Here is a 22,491-nt window from a genome sequence, read left to right as displayed (position 1 = left end):
TTTCACGACGATAAGGCAAATTTGCTTTATAGAATAAAAAAACTTAATGCGTTTATTTTAAAACAGGTAATTGTTGAAGATACAACTGCTACAGGCAAAAAGGTATTATTTGTGTGAAATAAAATTTTTTAAAAGACTGTCACTTTTTAGCTCGCTGCTGTGTCTATATTATGTAACGTGAAAGGGAACCTGTTGCGCAGCAGAAAAAGGGGGGCTGAATCATTAGTGCTCAAATACCGGCGGTTAGGTTACCGACCGCTTTGGCTCATGGTGATTCACAAATGGAATTCCAAAAAATTTACCGAAGTATGCATCCGAAGTTAGTTCGACAGGCCGCCTTTTTGCTGGGCGATGCGGCGGCAGCAGAAGACGTGGCGCAGGAAGCCTTTATAAAGCTGTATAAGTTCGGTCTAAAGGCGATAGATAATCCGGCGGCCTGGTTAACTAAAGTAACCAACAACCTGTGCTATAGTTACCTGCGCAGTGAGGGCAGCCGCCGCCGCCGAGAAGAAAGGGTTTACCGACAGTCGGTAAGTCAAGCAAATTTCAATATAGCGGCATCTGCCGAAAGTGTGGTTTTAGATCTGGAAGCATGGCAAACGGTGCGGCAGGCACTGAATCAATTGCCACCGCGTGATCGGATGGTACTGTTGTTAAAGTTTAGCGGTTATAAATATGATCAAATTGCGGAAGCGGTGGAGATTAATCGCAGCTCGGTAGGTACGGTCTTGGCCCGGGCGCGGGAACGCTTTAAACGTGAATACCAACAGCTTTTATCTGAACGTTAGGGGGTGACACCGATGCAATGCCCGGATAAAGGAGTATTACAGGCATACTTGGATGATGAAGTTTCGCCGGAAGAAAAAAATCAAATTACAAAACATATCAATGATTGTGCCCAATGCCAACAAACACTGGAACAATTAACCGATTTAGAACTGTGGGCCGGCGAAAAACTCGTTCAATATCAGCAAAATATTGAACATATTATATCGCACGCTGCCAATGACAGCGGTAACGTAGGCGATAACAAGATGATTAAAGGAGGATTTTTCATGAAGCGTAGCTTTAAAAAATGGGCGGCAGCAGCCGCATCGGCGGCAGTGTTGGCCGGCGCCTTAACTATTGCCCCGGTGCAGGACGCAGTAGCTGATTTCCTGTCTGTATTTAGAGTGCAAAAAGTACAAATGGTAAAAATAGATCCAAATGAGTTGCAGGAAATGGTCAGAGCGGTAGAAGAACAGGTGGGGGAAGTAGATCTGCGGCAGTTTGGTAAAATTAACTTTGAAAAATCAGTTGAGCCGAAAACTTTATCTCTGGCCGAAGCCAAAGCCGGTCTACCCTTTGAGTTGAAACAACCGGCAACTGTTCCTGCCGGCTGGGTATTAGATGAGCAAACAGTACTTTTCATGCCGGAAGGGAAAGCAGAATTTGAGCTTAATGTTGAGCAGGTTAATGCCATGTTAAAGAGCCTTGGAGCGGAAACTATGCTGCCGGAAACACTGCAGGGTAAAAGCTTTACCATTAAAACCCCGGCCGGTGTGAATATGTGTTATGTAAGCCAGAACGGCGAGAAAGCATTTTATGTGCGGCAATACGCCAGCCCGGAATTAAATGTACCTCAAGGGGTAGATGCTAACGCATTAAGACTGGCCCTGCTGGACATTCCCTTTATACCGCAGGATTTGCGTACCCAGCTGGCAGCCGTGAAGGATTGGCAAAACACATTAATTGTGCCCACTTTCGAAGATGCGGAAACGGTTTCTGTTAACGGCAATGATGCTGTTTATTATAATAATCATGGCTATAGTGACCTAATGTGGGTAGAGGATGGCGTTATTTGTCAAGTTAGCGGCCAAATTGACAAAAATACCGCCATTAGCATTGCCCAATCATTGCAATAAGAATAAATGGAGAGATTTTGAGTGTTAGCAATTGAAACATATCAATTAACTAAAACTTACCAAGGCCGTGGGGGCTGTCGGGAAATTTCGCTGACGGTGCCCCAGGGCTCCGTTTTTGGTTTAATTGGTCCAAACGGGGCAGGCAAAAGTACGTTGGTGAAGATGTTAGTAGGCTTACTGCAACCTACTGCCGGTGAAGCCAGGCTGTTGGGTAAACCGTTAACAGACTTAGAGGTAAAAAAAAGAATTGGCTTTTTGCCGGAAAAGTTTAACTATCATGACTGGCTTACCGGGGAGGAATTGCTGCGTTTTCATGCTTCCCTTTATCGGCTTTCCAAGGCGGAAACAGAAAGGCGATTACCACAAGTGTTGGCAATGGTGGGGTTATCTGAGCAGCGTACAAAACGGGTGGGGAGCTACAGTAAAGGCATGCAGCAACGCATTGGCTTAGCCTGCGCGTTAATAGCCGATCCTGACATTTTATTTTTAGATGAGCCTAGCTCTGCATTAGACCCTATTGGCCGCAAGATGGTGCGCGATTTAACGGTAAGTTTAAAGGCACAAGGTAAAACCGTTTTTATTAACAGTCATTTGCTTGGTGAGTTAGAAACCGTTTGCGACCGCATTGCGGTGATTAAAAACGGAAGGCTGACCTTTCAAGGTGACTGGCGGGAAATTACCGCGAAGGCCTGTAAGGTGAAGGTAGTGATAGAAGAAAATCCGTTTTTTGAAAAACAGGCCGGCCAAATCTTTAAAGATATTAATATTAAGTTGCTTTCTAAAAGCAAATTGCCTGCCGATATGTCTGCACAAGCAAAAACAGAGCTGGTTTTTGCCTGTAGAGAAAAAAGTCAAGTTCCACAGTTGGTACAAAAGATTGTAGAGGCAGGGATAAACATTTATGAAGTATCACCTATTACCGATTCACTGGAAAAAATATTTATCGAGCTGGTAAAGGGCACCGGCCGTGCGGAAAGAAGGTAGCGTTTTGTGTTTAGCATTGCCAGATTAACTTTTTTAGAAGTATCGAAGAAAAAAGTTTTTGTGGTTACATTGGTTTTAACTGTGCTATTTGCACTGTTATACGGTGGAGCGTTAAATGCGGCGGCTAAAGAAATGGCGAAAATGGGTAACGGACAGTTAGTAATCCGGCAAGTGATTGGTAATCAACTTTTGGCGATGGGGTTATATTTTGCCTCCTTTTTGCTTTCCCTTTTGGCGCTGTTAACCAGTATCGGTTCTATTGCCTCAGAAGTAGAAAGCGGTTTGCTGTATGCAATTGTTTCTAAACCTATTAAGCGCAGTTCAATAGTGTTAGGTAAATATTTGGGCTATGGCTTAATGTTGACGGTATACTCGTTGGCCTTATTTATTATCATTATACTGCTGAATAAATACTACAACCCGTTGTCGCTGACACTGCTTACTGCCGGCAACTTTATCTTTGGTGCCGCGGTGTTTATTTTGCAGCCATTGGTGCTGTTAGGTCTGGCCTTGTTTTTAAGTACAGTGTTCAGAACTCTTACTGCCGGTATTGTTGCAACCGTTATTTACCTGTTTGGCATAATCGGCGGCTTTATCGAGCAAATCGGCAACCTGCTTTCTAAAGCTACACTGGTGAATATCGGTATTATAACCAGTTTGCTTATTCCCAGCGATGCGCTGTTTAAAAAAATGCTGACGATAGTAACCGGCAGTGCGGCTAACCCCTTATCCACACTTTCAATTGGTCCCTTTGGGGTGACCAACCCGCCCAGTAATGCGATGCTGGTATATGCGCTATTTTACATTGCCGCCTGTATTGCTTTAGCGGTAGCCTGCTTCGTCAAAAAGGATTTGTAAGCTCTGTTGTTCCGGGGGCGCGAGATAAATGCGCCCCTAAGCTTATTTTTTTGCTAATGAAGTTGTGTTTGTAGTGTAAAGTAACTGTCTACAAAAATCAAACCAAAAAGTGGTATTAAAAAATAAGTTGAAACGGTCCTATGAAAGTGGTAAACTTGCATCTATATTAGGAATTTTGATATAATGTTGCCAGTTTTTGAAAGAAAAGAGGGGTTTAGGATTGATCAGTAAGCAGGATATTGAAAGTGTTGCTCTGAATGCCCGCTTGGAACTGGATGAAGATGAAAAAGAATTGTATGCAAAGCAGTTAAATGATATTTTAAACCATGCTCAAGATTTGGAAGAAATAAACACCGAGGATGTACCACCGACGGTACATATTCTGCCCATTAAAAACGTCTTTCGTGAGGATGTGGTAGGCGAACACTTACCAAACGAAAAGGCAATTGCCAATGCACCGGAAGCGGAAGGCAATTTCTTTAAGGTGCCTAAAATTCTTTAAAACAGCCGGAAATCCGGCATTTTTGCCTTTTTAGCAAAAGGATCGATCATTAACTTTACATAAAAGTAAAAGGGCGGAAAGGCTCTTTTTTGTAGGGGGTTGAATGAGGGAATGGCTTTGTACCAATTGACTGCCCACGAGCTGCACGAAATGCTTTTAAAAAAAGAAGTCAGTGCACAGGAAATTACCACTGCCGTTTTTAAGCGCATAGAACAAGTTGAACCGAAAGTAAAAGCTTATTTGACATTAAATAAAGAAAAGGCATTAGAAGCGGCTGCTCAGGTGGACAAGCAAATTGCTGCCGGAGAAGAAATTGCGCCGCTGGCCGGTATTCCGGTGGCAATCAAGGACAACATTTGTACCGAAGGTCTGCGCACTACCTGCGCTTCTAAAATGTTAGCTGACTTTGTACCGCCGTATAATGCCACGGTAATGGAAAAGTTGAATAAAAACGCTGCGATCACTGTTGGTAAAACCAACATGGATGAATTTGCCATGGGTTCTTCCACCGAAAATTCAGCATTCCATCCTACCTATAATCCATGGAATACCGAACGGGTGCCCGGTGGTTCCAGCGGCGGTTCGGCTGCGGCGGTCGCTGCAGACGAATGTATTTTCGCCTTGGGTTCGGATACCGCCGGCAGTATTCGGCAACCGGCGGCTTTCTGCGGTGTGGTAGGCATGAAGCCAACCTATGGCGCGGTATCCCGTTATGGCGTGGTAGCTTATTCCTCATCGATGGATCAAGTTGGCCCAATTACTAAAGATGTTACCGATATGGCATTGGTGTTAAATGCTATTTGCGGTCATGATCCTCTTGATGCCACATCAGTAAAATTTGATGTTCCCGATTATACCAAGTACTTAGTTTCTGATGTGAAAGGCATGAAAATAGGGGTGCCCAAAGAATACATGGCGGCCGGGCTGGACAGCGGTGTGCGCCAAGTAATTGAAGAAGCCATTGTCAAGTTTAATGAGTTGGGTGCGGTGGTAGAAGAAATCAGTTTGCCGCACACTAAGTATTCTACGCCGGTGTCTTATTTGATTGCCACTGCTGATGCCAGTTCTAACTTGGCTTGTTTTGACGGTGTGCGCTATGGCTACCGTGACAGTGAAGCCAATGATGTGGTAGAAATGTTTACCAAAAGCCGCAGCAAAGGGTTCGGTCCGGAGGTAAAACGACGCATATTGATGGGAACGTATGTGCTTTCGGCAGAGTGTTATGATAAATACTATTTAAAGGCACAAAAAGTTCGTACTTTAATTAAACAGGATTTTGAGCGAGTTTTTGAAAAATATGATTTAATTTTGTCGCCGACGTCGCCAACTACGGCCTTTAAGATTGGTGAAAAATGTGCGGATCCCGTTAAAATGATTTACCAAGATATTCTTACTGTTTCGGTAAACTTAGCCGGTTTGCCGGGCATTAGCTTGCCCGCCGGATTTTCTGACGGCCTGCCGGTAGGATTGCAGCTGATTGGCAAGCCTTTTAGCGAAGGAAAACTGCTGAGGGCGGCATATACCTTTGAACAAAATACAGACTTTAACCGGCAGCGCCCGGCTCTTTAAAAGGAGGTAAGAGTGGTGGCTAAGTGGGAAGCGGTTATCGGCTTGGAAGTGCATGTGGAATTAAAAACCAATACCAAAATCTTTTGCAGTTGCTCCACTGAATTCGGCGGAGATCCCAATACTCATGTTTGTCCGATTTGTTTGGGATTACCAGGTACATTGCCGGTTTTAAATAAAAAAGTGTTGGAGTATGCCGTAAAGGCAGGTTTGGCTTTAAACTGCAAAATTGCCCCCTTTTCTAAATTTGATCGCAAGAATTATTTTTATCCGGATTTGCCGAAGAACTATCAAACATCCCAATATGATCCGCCCATTGCCGCGGATGGTTATTTGGAGATTGAAGCGAACAACGAACGCAAGCGCATCGGCATTAACCGTCTGCATATAGAGGAAGATGCCGGCAAATTGGTACATCAAGGCTCAATTATGACTACCCCTTATTCACTGGTAGACTATAACCGTGGCGGTATGCCGTTGATTGAAATAGTGTCCGAGCCCGATATGCGCACTCCGGAAGAAGCTAAGGCATATTTGGAAAAGTTAAAAGCAATTATTCAGTACACCGGGGTATCTGACTGCAAGATGGAGGAAGGATCCCTGCGCTGTGACGTTAACGTTTCCGTACGTCCGCAAGGAGCAACGGAATTCGGTACTAAGACGGAGATAAAAAACCTAAACTCTTTTAAAGCGGTACAAAGGGCAGTGGAATACGAAATTCAGCGGCAGATTGATGTGCTGGAAGACGGGGGGCGCATTGTACAGGAAACCCGTGCTTGGGACGAAGCAAAAGGTGTAACGGTGTCTATGCGCACTAAAGAGAAAGCTGTTGACTACCGTTATTATCCGGATGCCAATTTACCACCGATTATCATTGAAGAAGATTGGCTAGAGGAAGTCAAAGCGGATTTGCCTGAACTTCCTGATGCCCGACGTGCCAGATATGTTGAGCAATACGGGTTGCCGGAATATGACGCTAACATACTTACTTTGAGCAAAGAAGTAGCGGATTTCTTTGAAGAAGTATTGGATTATTACCCACATCCCAAAACCGTCAGCAACTGGATGATGGGTGACTTTGCCCGACTGCTCTATGCCCATCAAATAGAAATTGATAAAAGTCCGGTAACGCCAAAGCAGCTGGCTGAAATGTTAAAACTAATTGATGACGGTACCATTAGCGGTAAAATCGGCAAAAGGGTATTGGAAGAAATGGTGATCAGCGGCAAGGATCCGGCAGTAATCGTTAAAGAAAAAGGTTTAGTACAAATTACCGATACCGAAGAATTGAGCAAAATTATTGATCAAGTTATTGCCGATAATCCAAAATCAGTGGAGGATTATCGCAACGGGAAGACAAAAGCCATTGGCTTTTTAGTCGGTCAAACCATGAAAGCCACTAAAGGTAAAGCCAATCCGGAATTGGTAAATAAGCTGCTTAAGGAAAAATTAGGCTAACGGTTGACCGATGCAGTGTACGGAGGAAAAAATGATTACAGCTTCGCGTGATGTATTTTATAACGTATTGATGGGAGAGTGGAAAGGGCTCGATATTAACGTAATGCAGATTTCTTATGACGGCGATACCTATTGCAAAAAGTTTAAACTGGATGAATTTGTGTTTGATGAAGTTGAAGCCTGTGAAAACTGTTATGCACCGCAATCATATTGTAATCAATGTGACGGCGTGGTAGAAATATTAGCCTTATTAGGCCATGTGCAAATAAAGAAAAGATTGGTGGAAGACGGCTGTTTAATACCGCTTTTAGGAGATGTGCTGTTTGATCTGCGTGAAGGGCACTTGGTTATTTTGACGGATACTGATGTGGTAATCATCAACCGGGCAGAAGACAATCAGGCGGTTAACGGCAGGGAAGCATTTGTTAACGGTCCAAAAGGATTAAAGCAAAATTCTAAAGTCAAGCTGCGGATGTATTTAACTACCCAAAATAAAGTGAAGCGGATAGCTCTTAACGCGCTGCATGATGATCGCAAATTTGAGGAATTGGCCGGTCAAAAAGCTGTTGCAGTAGAGTTAACTTATGTTGAATTTAATAAAAAGCCGGTTTATCTGCGTTCGTTAAAACTTTTTAATGTCTATTTTGACTTGGACGGTAAAGTAAATGAAGAATTAACTTTCCCTAAGCCAAATAACAGCCCCAAGCAAAATGCTCAACAGCAAGGCAGTAAAGTGGTGCAACTAAACAGGCGAGATAAGGCACCGGAATTAACCCGAGATCAAAAAGAATCCCTTAAAAAGAGATTGATTAAGGATTTCGGGGAAGAAGTTTGGGAAAACTCGCCGGTGACCGTTAAACTGATATTGGAGTAAAAGATACTGCTGTATCCTGTGAACTGAACAGTTCGCGGTACAGCAGTTTTTTTACGCCTAAATGAAGTTTTTCAAGGAATTGCCGCTGAGAAAATTTTGCTGTTTAAAAACTTGCACGTTTTAAAAAGTTTAATCCAATGTATTATACAGAATGCAGGAATCATAAGACAAATTGTGCAATAAATAAGACATATTTTGTAAAAATCAGAAAATATGAGCGAAAACAAAAGTATACAGTATAAATCGGCCGATTAGCTTTAAATAACTAATTGGTTGTGATAAGATACACAGCATAGAAGGGCGGTTTATTGAGGAGGTGCATTTTTGATGGAGAAAAGAAAAATCTACATTGTTGATACCACTTTACGAGACGGGGAGCAAACTGCCGGAGTTGTTTTTGCAAATCGGGAAAAAATTCGGATCGCTAAATTTTTAGATGAGTTGGGTGTAGACCAAATTGAGGCCGGCATCCCCACTATGGAAGGGGATGAACAAGAAGCGATTAAAGAGATATGTCGATTGGGCTTAAAGGCCAGTATAATGGGCTGGAATCGCCCGGTAATTAAGGATATTGAGGCCTCCTTAGAGTGCGGCGTAGATGCGGTGGCGATTTCAATATCTACGTCAGATATTCACATGAAATATAAATTAAATAAGCCCAGAGAATGGGTTTTGGAAAATATGGCGCGGGCAGTTGAATTTGCCAAAAAACACGGTCTTTATGTATCCGTTAATGCTGAGGACGCATCCCGCAGTGACATTGACTTTTTAATTAAATATGCTCAGGTTGCCAAACAGGCCGGCGCGGACCGTTTGCGCTACTGTGATACGGTCGGCATTTTAGATCCCTTTCAAACCTATGAGAATATCAAGAAAATTCGTCAAGCAGTGGATATTGAAATAGAAATGCATACCCATGACGACTTTGGCATGGCTACCGCCAATGCTTTGGCCGGTGTAAAGGCGGGAGCAAACTATATTGGCGTAACTGTATTGGGCTTAGGTGAGCGGGCCGGTAACGCCGCTTTAGAAGAGGTAGTGATGGCTTTAAAACACATTCATGGTATTGATCTTGGGTTCCAAACGGATATGTTTGTTGAAGTTGCCGAATACGTTTCCCGGGCATCCGGTCGTGAGCTGCCGGCTTGGAAAGCTATTGTCGGTTCAAACATGTTTGCTCATGAGTCCGGAATCCATGCTGACGGAGCGTTGAAGAACCCCAAAACATACGAAGCCTTTCAGCCGGAGGAAGTGGGCTTAGAGCGGCAAATTGTTATTGGCAAACATTCCGGTACGGCGGCATTAAGGGCTAAATTTGCTGAATACGGCATTGCATTAAGTCAGCACCAGGCAGAACAACTGTTGCCAAAAGTGCGGGAAGCAGCGGTGTCCTTAAAGCGCCCGCTCTTTGATAAAGAGCTGATGTACATTTACGAAGATTATTTTGGTTATACCCATCATCATCATCATCAAGGACATTCGGGAAAGAGGGATTAATTTGGGACAAACAATAGCGGAAAAAATCTTGTCTGAACACTGTGGGCAAAGGGTCTATGCCGGGGATATAGTTGTTGCCGAAGTAGATATGATTATGGGTCAGGACGGTACATCACCGCTGGCAATTAAGGCCTTTAACAATATGGGCGGAGCCGGCGTGTGCGATCGGGAGAAAGTGGTGATGGTAATAGATCACAGTGCTCCCAGTCCTAATGAAGGGGTTTCCGCCTTGCACAAGCTAATGCGTGAGTTTGCCGCCGACAAAGGTTTTAAACTGTATGATATTGGCGAAGGTGTTTGCCATCAATTGCTGCCGGAAAGCGGCAAGGTAGGGCCGGGCAAACTGGTTATCGGGGCGGATTCCCATACCTGCACCTATGGGGCGTTAAACGCTTTTTCTACCGGTGTAGGTTCCACTGATTTGGCGGCCGCCATGATTTGCGGGAAAATGTGGTTTAAGGTTCCGGAAACGGTGAAGTTTGTTCTAAATGGCGTGCTGCCGCCCGGTGTTTTTGCCAAGGATTTAATACTTTACCTGATTGGTGACGTTACTGCTGATGGGGCGACCTATCAAGCGGTAGAATATACCGGTGAAGCAGTGGCTGCCCTTTCTATAGACGGACGCATGACGATAGCCAACATGGCGATTGAAATGGGAGCGAAAGCGGGCCTGATGAATGCTGACGAAAAAACCCTTCAGTGGTTGAAGCAATATACCAAGGAAAAATTCACCCCGATATTTGCCGATGCTGATGCAAACTATGCTGAAGTAAAAGAGTATGATGTATCAAAATTAGAACCGCAGGTGGCTAAACCCCACCGGGTAGATAATACGGCAGGCGTCAGCGAAGTCGCGGGCACACCGATTCAACAAGCTGTCATCGGTACCTGCACTAACGGCCGGCTGGAAGATTTACGCATTGCCGCTGACATACTGAAAGGGAAAAAAATAGCCAAAGGCGTGCGGTTAATCGTAGCCCCTGCTTCTAAGCGGGTTTTCTTAGCCGCAATGGCGGAGGGGATTATTCAGACGCTGGTAGAAGCAGGAGCGGCGGTGGTCACTCCGGGCTGCGGGCCTTGTGTCGGCACGCATAACGGCATACCTTCGGACGGGGAGAACGTCATTTCTACCGCTAACCGCAACTTTAAGGGGCGAATGGGCAACAGTAACGCCAACATCTACCTTGCTTCGCCGGCAACAGTAGCTGCTTCCGCCTTAACCGGTGAAATCACTGATCCGCGCAATTATTTAGATTAACTAATTTCAAATAAGTAGGTGAAATAATGAAACTTACCGGTAATGTGCATAAGTTTGCTTTAGATGATATTAACACCGATTACATTATCTCGGGTAAATATAAATTCAAAACGCTGGACATGCGGGAGTTGGCTAAGCATGTGATGGAAGATTTAGATCCTGACTTTTATGCAAAAGTTACCGCCGGCGATTTTATTGTTGCCGGTAAAAACTTTGGCTGCGGTTCTTCCCGCGAGCAGGCCCCCTTGGCCATTAAAAATGCCGGTATTGCAGCGGTACTGGCTAAATCCTTTGCCCGCATTTTTTACCGCAATGCGATTAACACCGGCCTGCCGGTGGTGGAATGTGATACCGACCGTATTGCCGCCGGCGATAAATTAGAAGTGGATTTATCAGCCGGCATTGTTAAAAATCTTACCACCGGTGTTGAAATTAAAGCCAAGCCGCTGCCGCCTGTAATGATTAAAATCTTAAATGACGGCGGTTTAAGCCAACATTTTAGAAAATACGGCGACTTTAATCTGTAACACTCGGAACTGTCGGAGGTAATTAAATTGGTATACAACGTAACACTGATACCCGGTGACGGCATTGGCCCGGAAATAACGGCAGCGGCCCGCAAAGTAATTGACGCATCCGGCGTGCAAATCAATTGGGAAACCGTAGTTGCCGGAGAAGCGGCGATTTCTCATTACGGTACCCCTCTGCCGCAAAATGTGCTGGATTCTGTGCGCAAAAATAAAGTGGCTTTAAAAGGCCCGCTGACAACACCGGTGGGCCGAGGCTTTCGCAGTGTAAATGTAGCACTGCGCAAAGAGTTGAATTTATATGCCAACCTCAGACCGGCAAAAACGCTGCCCGGTGTGCCTACCCGTTATAATAGGGTAGATTTAGTGGTGGTGCGGGAAAACACCGAAGATCTCTATGCCGGAATTGAACACATGGTTGGCGGTGATGCCGCTGAGAGTATTAAAATAATCACCCGGCAAGCATCGGAGCGCATTGTCCGTTATGCTTTTGATTATGCGGTCAGGCATAACCGACAAAAGGTGACGGTGGTACATAAGGCAAACATTATGAAACTGAGCGACGGTTTGTTTTTAGAAGCGGCTCGCCATATTGCCCGGCAGTATCCCACCCTTCTATATGAAGAGATGATTGTTGATGCGATGTGCATGAAGTTAGTGCAAGTGCCGGAAAATTATGATGTGCTGGTAATGCCTAACCTTTACGGGGACATTATCTCAGATTTATGTGCCGGTTTGGTCGGTGGGCTGGGTGTTGCTCCGGCCGCCAATATTGGTGAGGATATTGCCGTTTTTGAAGCCGTTCACGGCAGCGCTCCCGATTTGGCCGGAAAAAACACAGCTAACCCGCTGGCGGTTATTCTTTCCGGCGTTATGATGCTGCAGCACCTGGGTGAATATGCCGCAGCCGCACGGATCCAAAAGGCGGTAGAAGCGGTCTTAAGGGAAGGTAAAAATGTTACCGCTGATTTAGGCGGCAATGCTTCTACTGATACCATGACAGAAGCGATAATCAGTTATTTGAGCTAACTTCCTCCTTAACACCATAAATAGAAATAAAAGAACGATGCCCAATGAAAAAGACGGTAAGAAAGTTGGTCCGTAGGACCGGTGTTACAGCCATTGGGCAGGGTAATGGCGTGTTGCTAACTACGGCAGTAGTTAGACAACACGCTTTTTTTATCAGCAGTTAATAATTACCACTGAGGCAAACTGATGTTTTTGCAAAAATATTGTCACTTTTAACCACGTTAATCAATAATCTGTAAAGAGTAGGAATTTGGTGATCTCAAACTTATGGATAAATTTACTACTCGGTTTGGAGGAGATAGCGGTGACGGAAAACAGGCGAGAATTTTTTGATCTCGATGATATTGAGCAAGAAATGATGCCGGATAACTCTCAGCATGATGATCAGTTAGATATTAAAGATGATCTACTGTTAGAGCAAATCGAGCGGGAGATGGATGCATATTATGAGCACACTGAAGAGGATGATTTAATGTTAGAAGAAATTGAACAAGAAATGGGTATAAGTAGTGATATTGAAGGGAAAGAAAATGAGCGGCCGGAAAAAATAGCAGCGGTAGAAGAAGAAACAGAAGGGGTTGAAGAAGCTAAAGAGGGGGAAGAAATAAAAGATACTGAGGAATTTAACGAAGAAAAAGTTGCGGTAGCAAAAACAGAAGCAGCGGATGAGCTTGTTCATGACGATGCCGTCTTTGAGGAACAATCGGGCGAGGAATCAATAAATTTTGAGCCTGATTATTGTAAAAATTGCTTTGCCCAAAATTTAAATTTTATAGACGCTAATTTGGCAGAGGAAAAGACGGCAGAAGAAGAGGAAGAGAAAGAAGAATTTGCTCATATTAATTACGCAGTAGGGGACAGGGAAGGAAAATTTGTTCCGGAAGATTTTTCTGCTGATGATTTGACCGGGAAATTTTACTTAAATCTGGAAAAAGAAGAATTAGAGGAAGCTGAGTTTGACTGGGAAGACCTTGCGGATGATTATTTGCCGGAGGAGTTGGATTTAGATGTGGAAGAAGAAGATTTAGAGGAGCCGGATATTGACTGGGAGGACTTTGCAGATGAAGATTTGCCAGACGAATTGTTAGATATTGAAGATGAAGCTTATGAGGAGCCTGAGCTTGATTGGGATGACTTGGAGGATTTAGATTTGGAGGATGAAGAAGAAAATAACCGGGATGAAGAAAAGCTTGACATTGAAGAAGAACAAGATTTAGACATCGAAGACTTTGAGTCGGATTTAGCAGATATTGCGCACGAGGATAAGGATATAGAAACTGCTGAGTTAAGCGACAGTGTTTTTCAAGATGAATCAGTATATCGCAGCCGAAGGGAAGTAAGGAAAACAATTAAAGAAATATCAGACATGTTAGATTCCATCATTTCCAAAGAAAATGATCGCCGGCAAGAAGAAGTGGAATATAATGAAGAGGAGCGTCCTTTGTCATTGTCGGCGTTGGAAATGGATATGGATTATGATTTTGTATCAGATTATTATCGCGACGGTGATTGGGAATTAGTTACGGATGAGCCGGCAGACAAAGAAGCAAAAGAAGTATCTTCTAAAGAAAAAAATAAAATAGAAACAGCAGCTACCAAGAAAGATAAAGTAGGGAAAAAGTCACTTAGTTTGACCAGCATTTTATTGGTCGGCGGTGGGGTGTTGGTGTTAGGCTTAACTACTGCCGGCGTAATTTCTTACGTTAAACAAAAACGGATGCGCGATAAAGAAATTGTAGTTGAGGCGCTTGCAGAACAGGAGACAAAGCCGGTTAAAGATAAGCCGAACAGTACAGAGCAGGTTAATGAACAGGCCGGCAGTTTTGAACAAAATAATAACGGGCCGATGCAGCCGGTAACTCCGCTGTGGCCTATTTTTGGCTACCCGCCACCGCCGCCGCGCCAAGGCTATGAACAGGTAGGTTAAAAAAATAGGGGCTGTAGTACTACGAAGTTAAAGGTTTGTAGTACTGCAGCCCTTTTTTGCATTAGTTGGTCAGTAGACAGCTGACAACAAAGGGTTGGACGGGGGGCAGTGGACAGTTGGACAGGGGCTGTAGAATAACACCCCAACGTTATATTGAATACTTGGTATGTTAATCTTAATTTGGAGGGGAGAAGTCGGAATCGAACCGGACTCCGATCCGTACTCAGATCGGCTCATGGATTTGCAGTCCATAGGGGGGACCACCCCCGTTCTCCCCAGAAAAAGTATACCATATCGATCGTTATAAGTAAAATAACTTTTTGTTATATATAAGGCCTGGTTTTCAGCTTCGCCCAAAATCGTCATCAAACCTAACAATATCATCTTCCGCCAAATACTCCCCCAGCTGCACTTCAATTACTTCCAGCGGTACTTTACCCGGGTTTTCTAAGCGGTGTTTAAAGCCGGAGGGAACAAAGGTGCTTTCACCGCTGCGCACAAAAGTTTCTTTCCCTTCTATGGCCACTTTGGCGGTGCCCCGTACCACTACCCAGTGCTCGCTGCGGTGATAGTGCAGTTGGCAACTTAGTTTTTTTCCCGGCAATACGGTAATACGCTTAATCTTATAAAATTGGCCGTTTTCTAAAACAGTATATGAACCCCAAGGGCGGTAAGTTGTCAAATGATAATCTGCCCGTTGGTCGCGGCGCGTCTTTAACAGTTCAACAATTTGTTTTACTTGTTGGGCCTGTTTTTTTGCACAGACTAGCAAGGCATCTTTTTGATCTACTACAATTAAGTCACTGACACCGATCAGGGCCACCGCTTTGTGCTCATCGGAGTAAATTAAACTGTTGTTCACGTCGATAATCATATCCTGTGCGGAACAAATGTTGCCCTGCTGGTCAGAGGGAAATAAACGTTCAAAAGCGTCAAAACTTCCCAAATCATTCCACTCAATATCAAGGGGAATTACTGCTGCCTTTGCCGATTTTTCCATTAAGCCGCAGTCTATGGAAATTGCCGGCGCTAGCTGATAAGCACTGTTGATGTCGGCAGTTGCAAAGGCCTTGGCTATTTCCGGGCAGTGCTTTTGTACTTCGGCAATAAAAAGATCGGTAGAAAACATATATATGCCGCTGTTCCAAAGATAACCGGCATCTAAATATGTTTGTGCCGTCTGTGAATCCGGTTTTTCTTTAAACGCAGCAACGGTAAAGCCGGGTTCTATGGGCTTGTGCGGTTTAATATAACCGTAACCGCTGTGAGGGTTAAGGGGTTTAATCCCGAAGGTTACGATGTAGTTTTCTGCCAATGTTAATCCTTTTTTAACTTGCTGACAAAATTGTTCATCTCCTTTAATTAAATGATCCGATGGCAACACGATGACAATATCTGACCCTTGTTTTTTTATTTGCTCAACACTGTAATAAACCGCCGGTAAAGTGTTCTTGGCCAGCGGCTCAACTAAAATTTGCCGTTCAGTCAGTTGATAGCCCAGTTCTTCCACTTGATTGCGGACTAAAAATTTATAAGCCTCATTGGTGACCACCAAAATATCTTTGATGTCGACTAAACGGGCACAGCGTGCCAGCGTTTGTTGAAAAAGGGATTGTTCCATATTTTTTAATTTTAAAAATTGTTTGGGGTAATAGGTTCTGCTCAGCGGCCACAATCTGCTGCCGGTGCCGCCGGCCAAAATCAGTGCCTTCAAAATTACCCCTCCAATCTTTTCATAATGGCATCGGCGGTATGCCGCCAGGTGAATTGGTTTAAAATGCGCTTTCGTCCGCTGCGGCCCATCTGGGCTAACTTCTCCGGAGGAAGATGATAAACTTCTCTTAATATTTCAGATAATTTGTCAGCCTTCGGTTCTGCAATATAAGGGTAGGTAACGGTTTCCAAATCGCCGACGAATTTTTCGGCAAATACCTTTACAGTTGCCGGTATTAGAAAACTGTTATTCTTATCACAAAAATCCAAGGCTGCACCGTAATCAGTAACTATTACCGGCTTTTCACAGGCCATTGCTTCAGCAATCGGCAGGCCAAAACCCTCACCGCGGTAAGGATGGACCAGGCAGTCAATGGCGCGGTACAGCTGCACCATTTCCGTGGTGCTTAACTGATCAGAAATATAAATTATTTCCGGATGATTAGGGTTTTTTCTTAATTCTTTAATGTAATCGCTAAGTGTTTGCCCACGATAAAAGGAGTTTGTGCCGTGATCTTTAATTATTAAGCTTACGTCATCATGTTGATTAAAAGCCTGAAGATAAGCATTAAGCAGTATGTCGATACCTTTTCGCCAAATGGTGCCGCCAACAAAGCCAAACTTAAACCTTTTAGCGGTTTTTAACGGAAACTTATCTTTACCCGGGCAGAAAATTTCTGTATTCACGCCGTTGGGAATAACGTAAACTTTTTCTTCCGGGATACCGCACTCAACATAGCATTGTTTGTTAAATGTACTGGGTACCCAAATTTCATCTATTTCTTCCACCATTGGTTTAACCCAATTTTTTGGTATGGCACCGTACTCCCAGGGCTGCATTAAAATCCACTTGCCTGCCGGGGGTTTTTGAAAGTTGGGCGGCCATTGGTGGCGAACATAAAAGTTAACATTAGTAGGCGGTCGGGAAACAAAGTGTTTGGTAATTTTGTCCAATGGCGGGTCTGCTGGGGCGTTAAATTGCTCTGCTTCACTGCGAACAAGTTTTAGGTTAAGGGCGGGGTGTTCACAAAGCTGCAATGCTATCTCGCGATTGACATGGGCCAAACTGCCGTCGGCAAATTGCCCTTCCCAGGCAAGGTTAATTTTACCGCAGTGCGGTTTACCCTGGGCATTAATCAGTCCTAGGCGGCGCCATTTTTCGGTAAGATAGGCAAGGTTTTGCCGGGAATACTTCCGGTCCAGCATATCCGGCTCGGTTGAAGAAGACTTGCTGCCGTAATGCACTAAGTCAGCGGCCACTACCTGATTAAAATATCCCGCTCCAATGGCGCGCAAGCAATAGTCATCGTCTTCGTGCCAATACCGGCCTAAATGCTCATCAAAAAGTCCGATGTAGTTAATCAACTCCTTGGTAGTAAACATGCAGTAGCCGGTAATAATGTCTGCCCTTCCTTTTTTAACGGGAGTTAAGTAACGTGTTTTTCCCCTTACTTTGACCTTATAGCCCTGCACCCCTAAAATGCCGAGGGAGGGGTTTGCCTGTAATTGCCGGAAAAAAGGCAGATACCAGTGGGCAAATACTTCCACGTCATTATCCAAAAACACCACATATGGGTATAGCTTTGCTTGTTTAATCAGTAGGTTACGACCTTTTGCTGCGCCCAGGTTTACTGCACTGAAAAACACCTCTATATCGGCATCGTTTTTTATTGATTCTAAATACTTTTTGGTGTCGTCTGTAGAGCCGTTGTCCAGCAGGTGAATTTTATAAGGTATATCGGTGTTTTGCCTGATGCTTTGCACACAGCGTTTGGTGTACTCCACGGCATTAAAGCAAACAATGCAAATAGACAACTGCACATCATCCAGGTTAAGGGACTGTTGTTTGTTTAAGCTGTCAATTAAGTAGTGCATTGTTTCCAGCAACCGAAGGTAAGCAGTTTCACTGGGTGTTTTTTTCAATTGATTAAAAACAATATTTAATAAGTCAAACGCATTGCCGTAAGTTTGTTTTAATATCAACCGGCGGGCTTCTTGGATTAGCGCGGCAATTAGTTTGTTAATGAACTGTTTGGGCAGGTAATCAGTAATGCCGAGCGTGTTAATGTATTTATCGGGTGCCCCTTTCATAGCAAGGCATGCATTCATGCAGGCCAACGCCTGTTGATATTGATCCAATTGCAGAAGTATTACGCCTTTAAGATAAATTAAATCGGCATAATCAGGATATACATCGAGATAGCGGTCAATAACTTTTAGGGCGGCTTGCGGTTTGTTTTCATGCAGGTAGCAGTGCCCAATATTTTTTATTAAGGACGGCTTATAGGGAACTTGATCATCGGTGACGGCTAAAGATTGTAAATAATAATGTAAGGCTGTTTGATAGTCATTTGCACGCTGATATTCCACACCCAAATAATAGTTGACAAACCCCGCATTGCCGTACTGCTCCCGCGCCTTTTGCAAAATGCGGATGTTGCGCTCAATTTTGTTGTGTTGTTTAACGGTACTGACTTCATAGCCGTAGTGATAAATATAAACATCAAGCTTGCCAATTTGCTCCGGCTTGGTATGCTTTAACACGGCCGGCAGAATTTGTTCGTGAATAGGGCATTCGTAGCGAAAATGAGGCTTGTTGCGAAACAGGCGAAAGGACGGAAATTTGTTTTGCGGCTTGCCGTTAATAATATTGATGCAAGTCAGCCAATAACCGCTGTAGTTTTCTCGGTTAATCGCCTCTTTGAGGAGTAGCGCGCTGTTTTGATCCAATTCTTCATCACAATCTAAAACAATAATCCAATCCCCTTTGGCATATTTCAGAGATTCATTGCGGGCTTGGCTAAAATCGTCCTGCCATTGCAAATGATAAACTTCCGCCCCCAGTTCTCGGGCAATCTCAACCGTGCGATCAGTCGAGCCGGTATCAACGACGATTATTTGATCAACAAATCCTTTAGCGCTGTTAATACAGCGGGCGATTTGTTCCTCTTCATCTTTGGCAATCATGCACAGACTTAATGTACAGCTCATTTTCTTGCCCCCTTTAAGCCAAGCTGCTTGTTAACTTTTGTTGCAGCGCGATTAAAAAGTTATTTAACCGCGTGCTATTCGGGTAGTGTTTGAGGGCTTCCCATACCATGTTTAATGAATGCAAACAATAAATTTTGTATCTCAGTTTTTGATAGGCGGCCTTTTGCGGTTGCAGTTCAATAATTTTTTCGGCCAGCTTTAATGCGGTATCTAATTCCTGATGAAACATAAAATAACGTGCCAAGGCATAAAGGTACTCGGCGTTAAGGCCGCTTTCTTTAAGTTCATACAGCGCAACTTTTGCCGCCAATTCTAATCGGGCGGCAGTCGGATCGGTAAGCAAAAATTCCACAATTGCCGGTGAGGTAAAGATGCCGCAGCCTGCCAGTATATCAAGAACTAACTGCGGCTGCTGTAAAGTTAGCAGGTAGTTAATTGTTTCCTGAAAATGTCGGTCGGTTACCGGCAGATCAACGTAAAACTTATTGTGAATTAATATGTCGTTTATACATTGATAGATACGGCAGGCCTTACTGCTGCCCAGGTTGCTATCCTGTATGAAGTTTGCGGCATCGGCAGCCGGTGTACTTAGCCAGTGGGCGATAATCAGCTCCTTCTTACCGACCGGTTCGTCAATCTTTTTTAAGTGCTCGATTGCTTGCCCATAGCGGGATGTTTTTAAGGCGGCAATACCCTTTAAATAGCGTGTTTCATCGGTGTCGGGCAGCTCAACCAATATTTGCTCAACAAATTGGTAGGCTTCAATTTCGCTCAACAGGCGGGCGAGAATTAGTTTTTCCGCTACCGGATCTTCATGCCTAACTATTTGTTTTAATACATAAAAAGTCAGTGTTAGGTCATTGCAGTATTGTTTAATCAACTTGGCCAGTACAAGCCAGTCATTTAGGGAGTTGTTTTTTATGTTTAACCCTTTAATCTGACATTCAATTGCTTTATCCAGTGCGCCCATGTTTTGATAAATTTGCGCCAGTTGAAACAACGGCAAAAAGCTGCCCACACCGGTTCGGGTGGTGTAATTGCTGTTTGTTTGTTCTCCTAAAGCAAGGCATTGCTGAAAGCATTGTTTGCTTTTTTCCAGATGTCCCAATTTAAAATAGAATTGGCCTTCCAGATAATAAATATCTGTATAATCGGGATAAATCCGTTTGCCGAGCTCCAGATATTTTGAGGCTTCTACCAACCTGCCAAGCTGAAGCATACAGGTAACGAGTGAAATAAAAACACTGGGGGCATAGGCCGCACCCAAAGGTAAGTTTTCAACTGCGGCCCGGTAGTATTTAGCTGCATGCTTAATATCTCCTAAATTTACTAAGCAGTTTCCCATGTGATAAAGGTAATAGGGATCCTCCGGCTTATCCGCCAACATTTTTTTAATAATGCGGTAATTGCGTGCCGCTTTGTTTTTGCCGAGAAATTCTGCGGTAACATAGCCGTAATGTATAATATACATCTGCGAGTCAGCAACACATTGCCGGCCCTTTGGTGCGTGTTCAAGAATGGAATCTAAAATTTGTTCATGTAACCGCCCTTGGAAGCGGTATTCTTTGCGGTTGCGAAACATACGGACATTGATGTGGCTTAAAGAATGCTGCCGATCATGCAAATTTTGAATATGAAAGTAATAAGCCTCTACATTATTGTTGCGGGTTAACCGTTGGAGTTGTTCGCGACTTTCTAGTTGCAGCTCCTCATCCGCATCTAAATATAAAATCCAATCGCCGCTTGCTTTTTCTAAACTAAAGTTGCGGGCGGCGGCAAAATCGTCATGCCAAGGATAGTAGAACACTTTGGCGCCAAATTTCTTAGCTATGTTGACGGTATTGTCGGTAGAGCCGGTATCGACAACAATTATTTCATCGACACCGGCCTGCACACTTTTTAAGCAACGGGCGATTTGCCGGCCTTCGTTTTTGACAATCATACAAAGAGAAATCATGGTGGGCCCCCTAAATTGTTGTTTGGCACACTATATGTAAGAAAAAAGAAAATGTGCTTGCCGAGAAGAAAAGGGCGCGTACCTGCGCCCGAGTATAAACGGTTTTTATTTTGCACAATCCGGCAGATTTGCCTTAAGAATATCTTGACGCAAGAGGTGCGGCTTCTTTTGCCATGGCCGCAAAGAAAAGCAAATGTTTACCGGGCTTAGGTATGATCGGTTACAGCCGCTTCACTGCTAAAATAATAATTGTTCTTTAAAACAGTCCATTCTGAATGCAGGATATCTTTTTTTAGCGATAGTTCAGCGGAATCACCGGTTTCAAGTATGGCGGCGTATACCAGCAAGTCGCTGTCGCAGCTGAGTTGCGCAAGTATTTCTAAACTTTGTATATCATTGTTAAGGGGCACTTCCGCCAAACCGGCACACAGGGGTTCTAAATCCAATGTCACTTTGGTTTGGTCGTTGGTGAAGGGGCAGTTGTTATCCAGTTTGTGAACGGTAAAGGTGACACTTTGCTGCCGGTCGGTATAATTTTGCGCTCTCAGCTGAATAACGCCGTTATTGGCACCGGTAAAGTTTACAAACAGCGGTCCGGTAGTTAAAGTGTCTGTTTTTGCTTCCGGTTTTTTCAACATTCTTTCAATTTCTTTAATCTGCCGCTTGATTTCTTGCAAACCGAAATTTTCATCATTAACGGTATCCTTGATCTGATCCAGCTTTTTTTCATTTTCTTTAACCTGCCGTTTAACTTCTTGCAAGCCAAAACTGGGGTTGCTGACGATATCATCAATTTTGTCCAGTTTTTTTTCGTTGTCTTTAACTTGCCGTTTAATTTCCTGCAAACCGAAGGCAGGGTCGCAGATAGCATCATCAATTTTATTTAGTTTTTTATGATTTTCCTGGCTTTGCCACTTAATGCTCTTTAAGCCAAAGCCGGGATCATTGACGGCGTCATCCACCCGTTTGATTTGCTTTTCCGCGCTGCGTACACCGATTCTAATTTCTTTTAAACCAAAGGCCGGATCATTAATAAAATTTTCTATTTTGTTTACCCTTTTTTTTACGTCATTCATGACCATGCCGGATGTGGTAACGATGTTATCAACTTTTTCTATTTTACCTAAGTAGTGTTTAATTCTTTTCGCTACGTCGGATATTTCGTTTTTCATGCGGTAAAGTCCATATTCACTTTTTTTATCCAGCAAGTAGTTGAATTTATATTCAATTCTTTCAATATCTTTTTTAATACCGGGAAAACTAAAATCAAAATTATCGCTGTACATATTATCCAAGCATTTGGCGATCTTTTTTAATGTATCTAGATTCTTGTAGCATTCAAAACTCTGCTTTTTAGCCAGCGAGCTGTCATTATACCACACGTATATCTCCTCCTCTGGTTTTCTTTTACATAATATGACATAAGGTAATAATTGTTACATTGAC

17 protein-coding genes are annotated in these 22,491 nt (G+C 43.6%); 13 read left to right on the top strand and 4 right to left on the bottom strand.

The features are described 5' to 3' along the window. Nucleotides 1–281: 281 nt before the first annotated feature. The 13 genes from ACZ5NG_RS08405 to ACZ5NG_RS08345 all read left to right on the top strand — a co-directional run bounded on the left by ACZ5NG_RS08405 (nucleotide 282) and on the right by ACZ5NG_RS08345 (nucleotide 14,384). A complete protein-coding gene (locus ACZ5NG_RS08405) occupies nucleotides 282–788 on the top strand; it encodes a sigma-70 family RNA polymerase sigma factor (RefSeq protein ID WP_464251366.1) in 507 nt (168 codons plus the stop codon). A gap of 12 nt (nucleotides 789–800) precedes the next feature. Beyond that, complete coding sequence (locus ACZ5NG_RS08400) at nucleotides 801–1,904, top strand: DUF4367 domain-containing protein (RefSeq protein WP_464251365.1); 1,104 nt, start codon at nucleotides 801–803, stop codon at nucleotides 1,902–1,904. A 21-nt stretch (nucleotides 1,905–1,925) separates the two neighbouring features. Beyond that, nucleotides 1,926–2,888, top strand: coding sequence for an ABC transporter ATP-binding protein (locus ACZ5NG_RS08395; RefSeq protein ID WP_464251364.1), 963 nt, complete (start codon nucleotides 1,926–1,928; stop codon nucleotides 2,886–2,888). Between the two features lie 6 nt (nucleotides 2,889–2,894). Then, a complete protein-coding gene (locus tag ACZ5NG_RS08390; protein WP_464251363.1) occupies nucleotides 2,895–3,746 on the top strand; it encodes an ABC transporter permease subunit in 852 nt (283 codons plus the stop codon). A 220-nt stretch (nucleotides 3,747–3,966) separates the two neighbouring features. Continuing rightward, nucleotides 3,967–4,248, top strand: coding sequence for an Asp-tRNA(Asn)/Glu-tRNA(Gln) amidotransferase subunit GatC (gatC, locus tag ACZ5NG_RS08385; protein ID WP_464251362.1), 282 nt, complete (start codon nucleotides 3,967–3,969; stop codon nucleotides 4,246–4,248). 111 nt (nucleotides 4,249–4,359) lie between these two features. Further along, the gene (gatA, locus tag ACZ5NG_RS08380; protein ID WP_464251361.1) at nucleotides 4,360–5,817 is read left to right on the top strand and encodes an Asp-tRNA(Asn)/Glu-tRNA(Gln) amidotransferase subunit GatA; all 1,458 of its coding nucleotides are present in this window, start codon (nucleotides 4,360–4,362) and stop codon (nucleotides 5,815–5,817) included. Nucleotides 5,818–5,832: 15 nt separating this feature from the next. Beyond that, a complete protein-coding gene (gene gatB / locus ACZ5NG_RS08375) occupies nucleotides 5,833–7,272 on the top strand; it encodes an Asp-tRNA(Asn)/Glu-tRNA(Gln) amidotransferase subunit GatB (protein WP_464251360.1) in 1,440 nt (479 codons plus the stop codon). A gap of 31 nt (nucleotides 7,273–7,303) precedes the next feature. Beyond that, a complete protein-coding gene (locus tag ACZ5NG_RS08370; protein WP_464251359.1) occupies nucleotides 7,304–8,146 on the top strand; it encodes a hypothetical protein in 843 nt (280 codons plus the stop codon). 327 nt (nucleotides 8,147–8,473) lie between these two features. Further along, nucleotides 8,474–9,643 (top strand): homocitrate synthase, encoded by a 1,170-nt coding sequence (gene nifV / locus ACZ5NG_RS08365; protein ID WP_464251358.1) that lies wholly within the window; start codon nucleotides 8,474–8,476, stop codon nucleotides 9,641–9,643. Nucleotide 9,644: 1 nt separating this feature from the next. After that, a complete protein-coding gene (locus ACZ5NG_RS08360; protein ID WP_464251357.1) occupies nucleotides 9,645–10,901 on the top strand; it encodes a 3-isopropylmalate dehydratase large subunit in 1,257 nt (418 codons plus the stop codon). A 26-nt stretch (nucleotides 10,902–10,927) separates the two neighbouring features. Next, complete coding sequence (locus tag ACZ5NG_RS08355) at nucleotides 10,928–11,428, top strand: 3-isopropylmalate dehydratase small subunit (RefSeq protein WP_464251356.1); 501 nt, start codon at nucleotides 10,928–10,930, stop codon at nucleotides 11,426–11,428. Between the two features lie 27 nt (nucleotides 11,429–11,455). Next, complete coding sequence (locus ACZ5NG_RS08350; protein ID WP_464251355.1) at nucleotides 11,456–12,457, top strand: isocitrate dehydrogenase (NAD(+)); 1,002 nt, start codon at nucleotides 11,456–11,458, stop codon at nucleotides 12,455–12,457. Between the two features lie 304 nt (nucleotides 12,458–12,761). Beyond that, complete coding sequence (locus tag ACZ5NG_RS08345; RefSeq protein WP_464251354.1) at nucleotides 12,762–14,384, top strand: hypothetical protein; 1,623 nt, start codon at nucleotides 12,762–12,764, stop codon at nucleotides 14,382–14,384. Nucleotides 14,385–14,727: 343 nt separating this feature from the next. Here ACZ5NG_RS08345 and ACZ5NG_RS08340 read toward each other — a convergent pair whose 3' ends face one another. The 4 genes from ACZ5NG_RS08340 to ACZ5NG_RS08325 all read right to left on the bottom strand — a co-directional run bounded on the left by ACZ5NG_RS08340 (nucleotide 14,728) and on the right by ACZ5NG_RS08325 (nucleotide 22,427). Beyond that, nucleotides 14,728–16,098, bottom strand: a complete 1,371-nt coding sequence (locus tag ACZ5NG_RS08340; RefSeq protein WP_464251353.1) for a mannose-1-phosphate guanylyltransferase/mannose-6-phosphate isomerase — start codon at nucleotides 16,096–16,098, stop codon at nucleotides 14,728–14,730. A gap of 2 nt (nucleotides 16,099–16,100) precedes the next feature. Continuing rightward, nucleotides 16,101–19,088: a glycosyltransferase gene (locus tag ACZ5NG_RS08335; protein ID WP_464251352.1), complete on the bottom strand. Its 2,988-nt coding sequence runs from the start codon at nucleotides 19,086–19,088 to the stop codon at nucleotides 16,101–16,103. Nucleotides 19,089–19,101: 13 nt separating this feature from the next. Beyond that, nucleotides 19,102–21,045, bottom strand: coding sequence for a glycosyltransferase (locus tag ACZ5NG_RS08330; RefSeq protein ID WP_464251351.1), 1,944 nt, complete (start codon nucleotides 21,043–21,045; stop codon nucleotides 19,102–19,104). 206 nt (nucleotides 21,046–21,251) lie between these two features. Further along, on the bottom strand, nucleotides 21,252–22,427 hold the full coding sequence (locus tag ACZ5NG_RS08325) for a hypothetical protein (protein WP_464251350.1): 1,176 nt from the start codon (nucleotides 22,425–22,427) through the stop codon (nucleotides 21,252–21,254). Nucleotides 22,428–22,491 lie beyond the last annotated feature (64 nt).

The organism is Desulfovectis peckii (assembly GCF_055391705.1).
This window is presented reverse-complemented; position numbering and strand designations above follow the sequence as displayed.